Source organism: Sulfuricurvum sp., from assembly GCF_049277495.1.
Classification (GTDB): Bacteria; Campylobacterota; Campylobacteria; order Campylobacterales; family Sulfurimonadaceae; genus Sulfuricurvum.
In genome coordinates this window covers 114,331-126,155 of the sequence record NZ_JBASYM010000011.1, presented here as the reverse complement: position 1 = coordinate 126,155, position 11,825 = coordinate 114,331, and the positions used below count along the sequence as shown (strand labels likewise).

At 45.9% G+C, this 11,825-nt stretch carries 16 protein-coding genes; 6 read left to right on the top strand and 10 right to left on the bottom strand.

The window, feature by feature from the left end; genetic code table 11:
• Positions 1–67 precede the first annotated feature (67 nt).
• From rpmF to WAO38_RS02835, 6 genes are all read right to left on the bottom strand, one after another.
• Positions 68–217, bottom strand: a complete 150-nt coding sequence (gene rpmF / locus WAO38_RS02860; RefSeq protein ID WP_013461018.1) for a 50S ribosomal protein L32 — start codon at positions 215–217, stop codon at positions 68–70.
• 25 nt (positions 218–242) lie between these two features.
• On the bottom strand, positions 243–614 hold the full coding sequence (locus WAO38_RS02855; protein ID WP_422234157.1) for a YceD family protein: 372 nt from the start codon (positions 612–614) through the stop codon (positions 243–245).
• A gap of 5 nt (positions 615–619) precedes the next feature.
• Positions 620–1,033: a nucleoside-diphosphate kinase gene (ndk, locus tag WAO38_RS02850; protein ID WP_299924962.1), complete on the bottom strand. Its 414-nt coding sequence runs from the start codon at positions 1,031–1,033 to the stop codon at positions 620–622.
• Positions 1,034–1,214: 181 nt separating this feature from the next.
• Positions 1,215–1,499, bottom strand: coding sequence for a 4Fe-4S dicluster domain-containing protein (locus WAO38_RS02845; RefSeq protein ID WP_422234154.1), 285 nt, complete (start codon positions 1,497–1,499; stop codon positions 1,215–1,217).
• A gap of 113 nt (positions 1,500–1,612) precedes the next feature.
• Positions 1,613–2,770 carry a methionine adenosyltransferase gene (metK, locus tag WAO38_RS02840; protein WP_422234152.1) on the bottom strand — a complete coding sequence of 386 codons (1,158 nt, stop codon included), beginning with the start codon at positions 2,768–2,770 and terminating at the stop codon, positions 1,613–1,615.
• Positions 2,771–2,818: 48 nt separating this feature from the next.
• Positions 2,819–3,274, bottom strand: coding sequence for a phosphoribosyltransferase (locus tag WAO38_RS02835; RefSeq protein WP_422234150.1), 456 nt, complete (start codon positions 3,272–3,274; stop codon positions 2,819–2,821).
• 185 nt (positions 3,275–3,459) lie between these two features.
• Between WAO38_RS02835 and der the strand changes: the two genes are divergently transcribed.
• Positions 3,460–4,998 (top strand): ribosome biogenesis GTPase Der, encoded by a 1,539-nt coding sequence (gene der, locus WAO38_RS02830; protein ID WP_422234148.1) that lies wholly within the window; start codon positions 3,460–3,462, stop codon positions 4,996–4,998.
• Positions 4,999–5,113: 115 nt separating this feature from the next.
• Here der and WAO38_RS02825 read toward each other — a convergent pair whose 3' ends face one another.
• The 4 genes from WAO38_RS02825 to hpf all read right to left on the bottom strand — a co-directional run bounded on the left by WAO38_RS02825 (position 5,114) and on the right by hpf (position 6,744).
• Positions 5,114–5,395, bottom strand: coding sequence for a GIY-YIG nuclease family protein (locus WAO38_RS02825; protein WP_422234145.1), 282 nt, complete (start codon positions 5,393–5,395; stop codon positions 5,114–5,116).
• A 72-nt stretch (positions 5,396–5,467) separates the two neighbouring features.
• Complete coding sequence (locus WAO38_RS02820; protein WP_422234164.1) at positions 5,468–5,902, bottom strand: CopD family protein; 435 nt, start codon at positions 5,900–5,902, stop codon at positions 5,468–5,470.
• Between the two features lie 67 nt (positions 5,903–5,969).
• Complete coding sequence (gene trxC / locus WAO38_RS02815) at positions 5,970–6,401, bottom strand: thioredoxin TrxC (RefSeq protein WP_422234143.1); 432 nt, start codon at positions 6,399–6,401, stop codon at positions 5,970–5,972.
• 4 nt (positions 6,402–6,405) lie between these two features.
• Positions 6,406–6,744: a ribosome hibernation-promoting factor, HPF/YfiA family gene (gene hpf, locus WAO38_RS02810; protein WP_422234141.1), complete on the bottom strand. Its 339-nt coding sequence runs from the start codon at positions 6,742–6,744 to the stop codon at positions 6,406–6,408.
• A 105-nt stretch (positions 6,745–6,849) separates the two neighbouring features.
• On the opposite strand from hpf, the gene trpS reads away from it, so the two are divergent.
• The 5 genes from trpS to WAO38_RS02785 are packed head-to-tail and all read left to right on the top strand — an operon-like array spanning position 6,850 to position 11,784.
• Positions 6,850–7,815 carry a tryptophan--tRNA ligase gene (trpS, locus tag WAO38_RS02805; protein ID WP_422234139.1) on the top strand — a complete coding sequence of 322 codons (966 nt, stop codon included), beginning with the start codon at positions 6,850–6,852 and terminating at the stop codon, positions 7,813–7,815.
• A 9-nt stretch (positions 7,816–7,824) separates the two neighbouring features.
• Complete coding sequence (gene gmhA / locus WAO38_RS02800) at positions 7,825–8,412, top strand: D-sedoheptulose 7-phosphate isomerase (protein ID WP_422234137.1); 588 nt, start codon at positions 7,825–7,827, stop codon at positions 8,410–8,412.
• Positions 8,413–8,919 (top strand): D-glycero-beta-D-manno-heptose 1,7-bisphosphate 7-phosphatase, encoded by a 507-nt coding sequence (gmhB, locus tag WAO38_RS02795; RefSeq protein WP_422234135.1) that lies wholly within the window; start codon positions 8,413–8,415, stop codon positions 8,917–8,919.
• Positions 8,919–9,398: an asparaginase domain-containing protein gene (locus WAO38_RS02790; RefSeq protein WP_422234133.1), complete on the top strand. Its 480-nt coding sequence runs from the start codon at positions 8,919–8,921 to the stop codon at positions 9,396–9,398. Before gmhB ends, WAO38_RS02790 begins: the two co-directional genes overlap by 1 nt.
• Complete coding sequence (locus WAO38_RS02785; protein ID WP_422234131.1) at positions 9,391–11,784, top strand: heavy metal translocating P-type ATPase; 2,394 nt, start codon at positions 9,391–9,393, stop codon at positions 11,782–11,784. The genes WAO38_RS02790 and WAO38_RS02785 overlap by 8 nt, the downstream gene beginning before the upstream one ends.
• Positions 11,785–11,825 lie beyond the last annotated feature (41 nt).

Sequence of the window (11,825 nt, the reverse complement as noted above, 5' to 3'; positions counted from 1 at the left end):
TCCCTTTAACAATCGGTTCGGGACCGAAGTCCCCGCCCATTGCATCAATTGCAATTCTAATCATCGATTATTTATACTCACCGGTTGTCGGGTTGACATAGTGAGACAATTTGTACGTGCCGTCTTTGTCTTTGACTGGACGAGCAAGAGAAATTTTATAGTGAGTTCTGCGTTTTGCGGCGCGAGAATGACTCACTCTTCTTTTAGGTACTGCCATCTTTTATAGTCCTTTCTATTTGGTTTTAGAACTCTCGGTCTAACGAGGTTCCTTCGCAGTTTTTGCAACAAAAATAGTCGCTTTTTATCAACTCGATTTCGGATTGTAGAAGTTCTTCCAAATCGATCATCGAGTTGTCGATTTCGACGACATCCAACTCATCGCTGTTGTCTTCGAATATCCCATCGCTAAGGTAGAAAGTAATCTCTTCGTTCAAAGATCGCTCTACCTCTTCGGCACATAGATCGCAGGGAATTGAAATACTCCCCGTAATTGTACCGTTTAATTGGGCAAGATTGCTTTTTTTCAGGATTAAGTCACCTGAAAAAAGGGCATTGTCACGATTTGCCTCAAAATGAAGCGGCTGTGATCCCAATTTTTTGAATGCTATTTTCATGATGGTTACGAAATTTCGCGACCTGAAAAGAAAAACGCGATTTCATTTTTAGCATTTTCAACTGAATCACTTCCGTGAACAGCGTTAGCATCGATGTTTTCAGCGAAATCAGCACGAATAGTTCCGGCTTCTGCTTCTTTTGGGTTAGTTGCACCCATTAAATCACGGTTACGTAGAACAGCGTTTTCGCCCTCTAGAACAGTGATAACAACCGGACCGCTTACCATAAAGTCAACGAGGTCGTTGAAGAAAGGGCGAGCAGCATGTACTGCATAGAATGCTTCAGCGTCTTGACGGCTAAGCTGAACTTTTTTCATGGCTGCGATTTTAAGACCATCAGTCTCAAAACGATCCAAAATTTTTCCAATGACACCTTTTGCTACGGCGTCAGGCTTGATGATTGACAACGTTTGTTCCATCAATGCTCCTGTTTTGTGTGTAAAAAATAGAACGGGATTATAGCCAAACAATAATTTAAGTAATATTAAGGATGAGAATATGTAAGAAAGGAAAAATGATTTTGTCTCAAAAAGACAAGTTTTGTAGCATAGCGGCTAGCGCAGCCAAAGGGGTAAGTCCCCTTTGGTGGTTTAAATGGAATTAATTTACGACGTTTGCTTTTGAAGAACGCATTTCAGCGGTAACATCATCACGGTGAGAAGGGCTTGCACCGATTTCATCCCAAGTGATACAACCCTCTGTCGGACAGGCTGTTGCACACGCAGGCTCATCATGGTGACCGACACATTCGACACATTTGTCAGCATAAACGTAATAGATCTCTTCACCCGTTGGGTTATCGTCCTCGTCTACGATCGCTTCTACCGGACACTCGTCAATACAAGCGCCGCAGTTAATACAGGTATCATTAATGATTACTGCCATAGGGTTCTCCTTGGTTAATAAATATGCGGTAACTATAACAGAAGAATTTTAAACCCACCTAAAAAAATAGGGGGTCTAATATAGATTATGGATAGAGTGTTACGGAAAGAGAATTAAAGGCCTAGATACTCGCGAATTGCGTCAACTTTGTCGGTTTTTTCCCATGTAAATTCGGGGAGTTCACGTCCGAAATGACCATATGCTGCAGTCTTACGGTAGATAGGACGCAATAAATCCAGAGACTCAATAATCCCTTTCGGTGTCAGGTTAAATAATTCTTTGACACAGCTTTCAAGTTTTTCTTCGGGGACAACAGCTGTTCCGTGTGCATTAACCATAATGGAAATAGGCTTGACGACACCGATTGCGTATGAGACTTGAATCGTTGCTTTCTCGCAGGCACCGGATGCAACCAGGTTTTTGGCCACATAGCGTGCCGCATAGGCAGCTGAACGGTCAACCTTGGTCGGGTCTTTACCGCTGAATGCTCCGCCGCCGTGCGGGCAGGCTCCGCCGTAGGTATCGACGATGATTTTTCGACCCGTCAGGCCGGCATCCCCTTGAGGACCACCGATGACGAATTTGCCGGTCGGATTGATATGATAGACAATATTCGGACTCATCAACTCTGCCGGGATAACATATTTAATGACCTCTTCGATGACATCGGCATGAAGTTTTTCTTGACTTACATCGGGTGCATGTTGAGTGGAGACTACAACCGTTTCGACAGAGACCGGTTTATCATCGACGTAACGGACGCTTACCTGCGTTTTTCCGTCTGGGCGCAAATAAGGGATAATCCCCTCTTTGCGTACTTGTGCCAAGCGCTCAGCAAGACGGTGAGAGAGGTAAATCGGCAACGGCATCAATACATCTGTCTCACGGCAGGCATAACCGAACATCAACCCCTGATCCCCGGCACCGATTTCACCGCTTGCCTGGTCGACTCCCTGATTGATATCGGGAGATTGCTCTCCGATTCCGTTGAGTACGGCGCATGAGCGGTAATCGAATCCGTAGGTTGCATCGGTATAGCCGATTTCACGGACGACCTGTCGGGCAATCTCTTGCATCGGTGCATACGAGGTGGTTTTCAGTTCTCCGGCAATGACACAAAATCCATTCGAGACAAGTGTTTCACATGCTACGCGTGCTTTAGGATCATGTTCGATAATATAATCCAAAATCGCGTCACTGATCTGGTCGGCCATCTTGTCCGGATGCCCCTCGGTAACCGATTCGGAGGTAAAAATATATTCTTTAGACATACAAAAAATCCTTATTTCAACATGATGATGTGAGGTAGTTGGGCGCGATTATAGCAAATCACTTTTTAAATAATCCCGTTCCCAGAAAAAATCGATCCAATCCGTGGCTTCGTGTAAGGAATAGTCCGGTTGGAGAAGTGCGGTGGATTTGGTAAAAAGGGCGACCGTTTTAAATTCACAATGTGGATACTCTGAGCGTAATTGAGGCATAAGCGAGGCCAGCGTCTGTCCGCTGTCAACAATATCATCGACAATTAAGATTCGGGAGGAGTCCAAAAAATCACATTTTCCCGAAACGGTGATCGTATCGCGTTGGCAGTCGCCGTCGTAGCTTTCTGCTCGAACGCTTTGTACATTACGAATATCTAAAGCCATGGCGAGTGCGTGCGCAAGAGTCATACCCCCTCTGGCAACGGCTACAATCGTGTCGGCTTGGAATTCTCTGCAGAGGCTGCTAAGGGTTTTGGCATCATTTTTAAAATGTTCATAATCATAGGCTATCATTTTGAAATCATACCCTAAGTGCAACTACGCTATAATAAAATATTGATATTGTGCACTCCAATGAGCAAAGCCCATTTTGAGTGGCAAGGGCAGGTTTGTCCTTTGCAATCCCCTGAAGCTACCCGCATAAATGCGGGAGAATATACAGCTAAATACAATTTTAGTACACAACTAATAGGAAGTCTATGAAAAAATTAGCGATTATCGGTCGTCCGAATGTCGGCAAAAGTTCTCTCTTTAACCGTTTGCTGAAGCAGCGTGATGCGATTACCTCTGAGCAGGCAGGTACGACGCGTGATGTTAAAAAACGGGTCGCCGTCGTGGTGGATAAAGAGGTTGAGATTCTCGATACGGGCGGACTCGATGAAGGGTGCGAACTCTTTGACCGGATTAAAGAAAAATCTCTCAAGGCGGCTCATGAAGCCGATATCATCTTGTTTATGGTGGATGGTAAAAGTCTCCCGGAAGAGGATGACAAAAAGCTTTTCTATGAGCTTGAATCCATGGGAAAAGCGATTGCTTTGGTCGTTAACAAAATCGATAACGATAAAATGCAAGAGAAACTTTGGGAATATTATGAGTTCGGAACAGACCGGATTTTCGGTATTTCGGTTTCCCACAACCGATCCGTTTTGCCGCTTCTGAACTGGATAGCTTCCGAACTTCCAGAATCGTCTATTGTCAAACCTGAAGCTGAAATTGCGGAAGGCGATGATCTGGACGGATTCGATGCGGCGTTGAAAGCTTCATCCGATGATGAAGAGTTCGAGGATGAGGAAGAGGACGACTCGGGATTTTTTATTCCCGAGGAGGATGACGAAGACGAAGAGGAAACATCGATCGAAGAACTCGAAGAGGCGTACCGCGGAATCGTCAAAGAGTACGAAGCCGGCGATGTCAATCAAATGAAAGTGGCTATTATCGGTCGCGTCAACGTCGGGAAAAGTTCACTCCTCAACGCATTGCTCGGAGAAGATCGCTCCGTCGTGAGCTCGGTTGCGGGGACAACGATTGACCCGATCGATGAGACGGTAGAGTATCAAGATAAACAGATCACCTTTATTGACACGGCAGGGATACGTAAACGGGGAAAAATTCTCGGCATCGAAAAATACGCTCTGATGCGTACCGAAGAGATGTTAGAGACGGCGGATATCGCATTGCTTGTACTCGATGCGTCACAGCCGTTTATGGACTTGGATGAGAAAATCGCGGGATTCGTCGATAAAAACCGTCTTGCGTGCCTGATCGTTCTCAATAAATGGGATATGGCTCCCAAAGAGGACTACGACAAAATCATCGCCGAAGTGCGGGATCGTTTTAAATTTTTGAGCTATGCTCCGATTGTCACGATCTCAGCACAAAGCAAACAGCGGGTCCATAAAATCTTTGATATGCTCCTCAAAATCAATGAGAACTATTCACAGCGTATTTCGACAGGGAAGCTGAATGAGGTGATCCAAGCGGCAATGCGCAAACATATCCTGCCGAGTATCAACGGGATGAATATCCGTCTTTATTTCGCGACACAGTACGATATTCGTCCTCCGCGTATTGCACTGATTATGAACAAACCGCAGGGACTTCACTTTAGTTACCGCCGATATTTGACGAATCAGTTACGGGAGCAGTTTGATTTTGAGGGGACTCCGGTACTCTTTAAAGCGAAAGCGAAAAACCAAAGCCGTAAGCCGAAAACGCATAAAACACGTTCGATGTGGTAATCTTCACTCCTCTACTTCGATAATTTCCCCGTTCGCCCTGAGCTTGTCGAAGGGTGAATATTCACATAGAAGTTCATGGTTCGACAAGCTCACCACGAACGAGAGAAAATGATCTCTAACCCGACTTCGCCAGTCTCGACACTTCTTTCCAATCTCCTCGAATCATTGCTTCTTTCTTTTTACGGCTCCACCCTTTTATCTGTTGTTCCGAAGCCAACGCTTCTTCACGAGTAGGAAATTCTTGTGAGAAAACGAGAGTGAGAGGGCGACGTTTGAAGGTGTAACAGCTCAGTATTGCACCATTCATATGTTCAGCGAGACGTTTTTCAAGATTATCGGTGTGACCTGTGTAGTAACTGTTATCGGAACAGTGGAGGATGTAGACGTGAAAAGGCATGATAATCCTTTATTATTCCGTTTACCCTTCGACAAGCTCAGGGCGAACGGAGAGAGACCTCGAATAAAGATTTTAAAAAGGTTTTACAATAACGAGGGCGACGATCACCATCAATAGCAGCGTCGGTATTTCATTATAGATACGAAAAAACTTCCCGCTTTTATAGGCGGTATTCTCTTTGAGTTTCAGACGGTAATGTCCGAGCGAGAAAAAGTAAGCGGTCAAAATGGCTACGAGAGTCAGCTTCGCATGCATCCAACCCCCCATCTGAAATACATTGACTCCGTTATAGTGCTGTGTTGAGAGGATAATCAATGCAACCCCCGACAGCAGCGTCGCCCAAAATGCCGGAACTCCGATATATTTATAAATCTTCATCTCCATCACTTCTATGACATCGATAAATCCTTGGTTCGTACCGTTTTCTACATGATAAACAAAAAGACGGGGAAGATAAAAGAGCACCGCGAACCACGAGACCATCGAGATTATATGAAACCAAAGCATCCAGCTGTACATGTATTATGTCCTCTAGTATAAATTAAACGGTAGGGTACCCTAAAAAGATTAATAACTAGAGGTGTTTTTTGACCCAGGCAATAATTTGAGGGGTCGGTAAAGCGCCGCTGAACTGATCAATGATACGGTTGTTCTTGAAGGCGATGACCGTCGGGATCGAGCGGACGGAAAAACGGGCTCCGAGATGCTGATGCTCTTCGGTGTTGATTTTGATAAATTGCGCTTTGAGGGGGAAATGGCGAGCCGCCTCTTCGAACGAGGGTGCCATGCTTCGGCACGGTCCGCACCACGGCGCCCAAAAATCGGCAATGATCAGCCGTTCGTCATTGAGCATTAACCGGTCAAAACTCTCAGCCGTTACGGAGATAGGTTTGGTATCGAGAAGAGAGGCTTTGCAATGCCCGCAGGCGGCTTTTTGATAGGAGTCTTTAACGGGGATAGCATTGACGCCCCCGCAGTGGGGGCAGACGACATTCATTTTGCTCATTGTCTTATTCTGCGGCTTCTTCGATCACTTCAATTTCTCGAAGCGAAGTAGCGTGGTGGTCTTTGACTTTGTCATGCAAACGGCGGAGAGCTTTATTAGCACGCTCGATGGCCATATCGATTGCAGTATCCAAATCTTCATCGAGATCGGAAATAACAACGGGTTGAGCATGGGCAATGTGCATATCGAACTCAACACCGACCCCTTTTTTCTCTTTGGTAATCATAACATTGACGGTCGTAATATCTAAATGGTAACGTTTGAAATTTTCAATAGCGGTAGCAATATGGTCGTTTAGATGTTGGGTAAGTTTGATCTCTTTGGAGCGAATTTGGACATTCATAATGAATCCTTTTGTATTGAACTATCGAAAAATATAGCATATCTTTTCTTAAGAGGAAGCTTAAGAGACTCTGCGGTAAAATTACTTTATGTTCAAGGAGTTATTGTGCGAGTTTTAACAGGTATTCAGCCATCAGGCGATTTACATATTGGAAATTATTTCGGTTCGATCAAAGAAATGATCGAATCACAAAACGATCATGAAGTATTTGCGTTTATTGCAAACTATCATGCGATGAGTTCACTGAGTGACGGTGAACGCCTGGCAACATTGACGATGCAGGCCGCAACGGACTTTTTGGCTTTGGGGATGGATCCGGAAAAAAGTACCTTTTGGGTACAGTCGGATGTCAAAGAGGTATTAGAACTCTATTGGGTGCTGTCGGGATTTACTCCGATGGGGCTTTTAGAGAGAGCGCACAGTTTCAAAGACAAAGTGGCCAAAGGGATTGCAAGCAATCACAGCCTCTTCTCATATCCTGTCTTGATGGCAGCCGATATTTTGCTGTTCGGTTCCGAAGTGATTCCGGTCGGAAAAGATCAGATTCAGCATGTCGAGATCGCGCGGGATATTGCGTTGAAGTTTAATAATCAGTATGGTGAGATCTTTACGCTGCCTGAATTCCGTGTGAATGAAAACGTCGCTACGGTACCCGGAATTGACGGACAGAAGATGTCCAAAAGTTACGGGAATACGATTCCCATTTTCTCAGAAGAGAAGATTCAGTCGAAAATCATCAAAAAGATCGTGACCGAAGCGGTTCCGATGGAAGAGCCTAAAGAGTTTGAAAACTGTAATGTTTACAATATCGCTAAACTCTTTCTGGATTATGAAGAGTGTGCGGCACTTCAGGACCGCTATAAAAAAGGGGGCGAAGGGCACGGGCACTTCAAACTTTATACTCACGATGTGATTTGGGAGTATTTTCGCCCTTACCGCGAACGACGCGAATATTATGCGGCGCATCAGGATGAGGTGCGTGAGATTTTGAAAGCCGGTGCGGCAAAGGCGAGTTCGGCGGCGCAGCCAATAATGGATAAAATTCGTTCCGTTACCGGTATCCGATATTAAAGGTAAACAATGAAAAATTATATTATCAAACAAATCGCTGATTCCGCGGCGACAAAACAGGCGATTTTAGAGAATGAACCTTTGTTGGATAGCATCGTAACCGTCGCAAAAGCCTGCGTTGAAGTATACCGACAAGGAAAAAAAACGATGTTGGCGGGTAACGGCGGTTCTGCTGCCGATGCGCAGCATATTGCGGCAGAATTGGTCGGACGTTACGGATTTGACCGCCCGTCTATCCCTTCGCTGGCATTGACGACGGATACGTCTAATCTCACGGCGATCGGAAACGATTACGGATACGATAAAGTATTCTCCCGTCAGTTAGAGGGGATGGCACAGGAGGGGGATCTTTTCATCGGGATCTCTACCTCGGGAAATTCGCAAAACATTATCAATGCGTTTGAATCAGCAAAAGATCGCGGAGTGACGACGGTGGCCCTCGTGGGACGTGATGGCGGTAAAATGGCGGCTATGGCAGATTACGCGATTATTATCCCCTCCAATGCCACTCCTCGGATTCAAGAATCCCATATTCTGATCGGGCATATCCTCTGCGATATTATTGAAAAAGAACTTTTCGGGGGCGGAGTAGCATAAGTGTCACAAAAAGCCCTTTTCCTCGACCGTGACGGTGTGGTTAACATCGAGAAAAACTATCTTCATAAAATTGAAGATTTTGAACTTATGACGGGGATTGTCGACGTATGCCGTATGTATCAAGAGCAAGGGTATTTGATCATTATCGTGACGAATCAATCGGGGATTTCGCGGGGATACTATACTGAGGAAGATTTTGCACATTTGAGCCGATGGATGATAAAACATTTTAAAGAGTTTGGTATTACGATCACCCATATTTATCACTGTCCTCATCATGAGAGTATTGACGGTGTATGCGAATGTCGTAAGCCGGAGCCGGGGATGTTCTTGTCTGCGCAACAAGAGTATGGCTTAGACATGGCCTCCTCGGTAATGATCGGTGATAATGAACGGGATATCGAAGCGGCTCTGAAAGCGGGGGTCGGTACGAATATTCTCCTCTCCTCCGAAGAGTCTTCTTCTAAAGCAAATAAAATCATTCACTCATTGCGGGAGCTTCTCTGATGCTGATACTCAATACGGGCGGCACGTTTAACAAACGGTATGATCCGATCAAAGGGGAACTGTTCGTTCCGAAGGATAATCGTGCCGTTGAACAAATTATAGAGTCATTGGCGATTTCAATCCCGGTTCAAGGGATACTTTACAAAGACTCATTGGAGATGGATAATCATGATCGCGCACTGCTGTCTCAGACCATCGCCCAGTCAGATGAAAACGTCATTATTGTCATTCACGGTACCGATACGATGGATTTGAGTGCCGCCTATGTTGCTAGTCTGGGGCTAGATAAACGTATCGTATTTACCGGAGCCATGGTACCGTTTTTCATTGACAGGATTGAAGCGACGGCCAACCTCTCTATGGCAATCGGCTACGCGGCAGGTGCTGCTTCCGGGGTTCACATCGTGATGCAAGGGGTGATGGGGCAATACGATCAGGTAAAGAAAAATAAAATGGCAGGGAAATTTGAATATGTCTAAAGTCAAATGCAACCACTGTCATTTGGAATTTAGTGATGATGTGATGATCCATGACGGAGAGTATCGCTTTTGCTGCAACGGCTGTCGCGGTATTTTTCATCTCCTCAAAGATGAGGGGTTGGAGAGCTTTTATTCCAAAATGGGAGACACGACCCTCTCTCCTCCAACAGAGCAGTTCGAAGCAAGCACTAATTTTGACACCCCCGCTTTTCATGAGCGGTTCGTAACGATAACCAAAGATGGCCTTTACCAAGTCTCTCTGGTCATCGAAGGGATCCATTGTGCCGCATGCGTATGGCTGAACGAAAAAGCCCTCCATAAAATGGAAGGGGTCATCGAAGCCCATATCAACTATACGAACAACAAAGCCCGTATTACCTGGAACCCTGAGAGCGTTAAGCTCTCTGCCATCATCGATATGATCCGAGCGATCGGCTATAACGCCTTTCCTTACGATGCATCGCTCCAAGAGGTACGTGCCAATAAAGAGCGCAAAGATTATTACCTTCGGATGGCAGTCGCGACATTTGCGACGATGAACATGATGTGGATCGCCGTCGCTCAGTATGCAGGCTATTTTACGGGGATTGATCAAGACGTCAAAACGATTCTCAATGTCGCGGAGTGGTTTTTAGCTACTCCGGTTCTTTTTTACAGCGGATGGATTTTTTATCGCGGAGCCTATTACGGATTGCGAAATCGTGCGGTTACAATGGACTTGCTCGTCGTGACAGGGTCAAGTCTGGCCTATCTTTATTCAATCTATATTACGGTGTTTGAAAAGGGCGAAGCCTATTTTGATTCGGTAGCGATGATTATTACATTTGTGTTGTTCGGAAAATTTTTGGAAGTCTTGAGCCGCAAAAATGCCGCTGATACTCTCGATATTATCGGCAAACATGTTCCGAGAGAAGTGAGCATCGTAGATGGGGAAGTGATCCGTTCTGTTGACGTGAATGAGGTCAAAGTTGGGGATGTGATCGTAATCCGCAGCGGTGAACGTTCGGCAATCGACGGGGAAGTGATCTCCGGGGAGGGGAGTTTTGATGAAAGCAATCTCACCGGAGAGTCGGAGCCGATTTTTAAACGTATCGGGGATAAGATCATCAGCGGTACAACGAGTATCGATGCTCTGATCCATTACCGCACGACCAAAGATTTTGCAAATTCGACTCTTTCGAACCTTGTCAATCTTTTAGAAAATGCGATGGCGCATAAGCCCTCGATTGAGCAGCTCGCGAATCGGCTGTCTCAGCATTTCTCGTCAACGATTTTATTTTTAGCCATTGCGACGTTTTGGGGATGGTATTTTTGGCCGCACACTTTCGATCGCTCGTTAATGGTGGGTATTTCCGTCATTATTATCGCCTGTCCCTGTGCCTTGGCACTGGCGACTCCGGTGGCGACCTTGGTAGGGTTGGCGCTGGGAGCCAAGCGGGGAATATTGTTTAAATCGGCTGCACAGATCGAGACGATGGCCAAAGCGACGATGGTCGTACTCGATAAGACCGGTACGATCACCCAAGGACGTCCTGAAGTGGTGTATGTCAGTGTTCATCACCCTTTCAATACCGATACGCTGCATACGCTTGTCTCTTCCTCCAAACATCCGATCAGCCGCGGTGTCATGGAGTATCTGGAGCGTACCGAAGAGGGGCATGATACCGGTACGATCGAAGAAGCACGTGAAATCCCTGCACGCGGTATGGTTGGGAGGGCAAACGGTGTGATGATCGCCGGAGGTAATGCATTATTAATGGAAGAACTTGGGATCGATGTGGATTCATCGAGCGACAAGAGCCTTTTTTACTATGCGGTGGACAATACATTGGTTGCTGTCTACGAGTTACGCGATCTTCCGAAAGAGAGAGCCTATGAATCGATAGAAGCTCTAAAAACATCAAACCTTCGTGTCGTAATGCTGACTGGGGATCATGAAGCGGCGGCGTTAAGAGTGGCAAAAGAAGTCGGAATTGATGAGGTGCACGCCCATTTGACTCCTCAGGAAAAAGCGGCCTTTATTGATCTTGTGCATACTCAGGGGCATATCGTCGTGATGGCTGGAGACGGTGTCAACGATCTTTTGGCACTTGCTGCCGCAGATATCGCGATCGCTATGGGCAATGGCAGTGATATCGCAATCGAGGTGAGTGATGTGGTGCTGATGAATGATTCGTTGACATCGTTGGCGGAAGCATTCGGAATCAGCCGCAAGACGTATGGATTGATCAAACAAAATCTGGGTGTGTCACTCGTCTATAATTCGATAACGATTCCCCTCGCGATGATGGGGTATGTTATTCCGCTGATTGCGGCAATCTCGATGTCGTTCAGTTCTCTTCTCGTTGTCGGCAATTCGATGCGGGTTCGCTGGCTTTATAAATGAGTATAGATCTCTCAAGCATCCATTAAAGCCACGCACGATGG

Bases quoted from the DNA above. Each gene is read 5' to 3' on its own strand.
- rpmF (WP_013461018.1), bottom strand. From the start codon at position 217: ATGGCAGTACCTAAAAGAAGAGTGAGTCATTCTCGCGCCGCAAAACGC.
- WAO38_RS02855 (WP_422234157.1), bottom strand. From the start codon at position 614: ATGAAAATAGCATTCAAAAAATTGGGATCACAGCCGCTTCATTTTGAG.
- ndk (WP_299924962.1), bottom strand. From the start codon at position 1,033: ATGGAACAAACGTTGTCAATCATCAAGCCTGACGCCGTAGCAAAAGGT.
- WAO38_RS02845 (WP_422234154.1), bottom strand. From the start codon at position 1,499: ATGGCAGTAATCATTAATGATACCTGTATTAACTGCGGCGCTTGTATT.
- metK (WP_422234152.1), bottom strand. From the start codon at position 2,770: ATGTCTAAAGAATATATTTTTACCTCCGAATCGGTTACCGAGGGGCAT.
- WAO38_RS02835 (WP_422234150.1), bottom strand. From the start codon at position 3,274: ATGATAGCCTATGATTATGAACATTTTAAAAATGATGCCAAAACCCTT.
- der (WP_422234148.1), top strand. From the start codon at position 3,460: ATGAAAAAATTAGCGATTATCGGTCGTCCGAATGTCGGCAAAAGTTCT.
- WAO38_RS02825 (WP_422234145.1), bottom strand. From the start codon at position 5,395: ATGCCTTTTCACGTCTACATCCTCCACTGTTCCGATAACAGTTACTAC.
- WAO38_RS02820 (WP_422234164.1), bottom strand. From the start codon at position 5,902: ATGCTTTGGTTTCATATAATCTCGATGGTCTCGTGGTTCGCGGTGCTC.
- trxC (WP_422234143.1), bottom strand. From the start codon at position 6,401: ATGAGCAAAATGAATGTCGTCTGCCCCCACTGCGGGGGCGTCAATGCT.
- hpf (WP_422234141.1), bottom strand. From the start codon at position 6,744: ATGAATGTCCAAATTCGCTCCAAAGAGATCAAACTTACCCAACATCTA.
- gmhA (WP_422234137.1), top strand. From the start codon at position 7,825: ATGAAAAATTATATTATCAAACAAATCGCTGATTCCGCGGCGACAAAA.
- WAO38_RS02790 (WP_422234133.1), top strand. From the start codon at position 8,919: ATGCTGATACTCAATACGGGCGGCACGTTTAACAAACGGTATGATCCG.
- WAO38_RS02785 (WP_422234131.1), top strand. From the start codon at position 9,391: ATGTCTAAAGTCAAATGCAACCACTGTCATTTGGAATTTAGTGATGAT.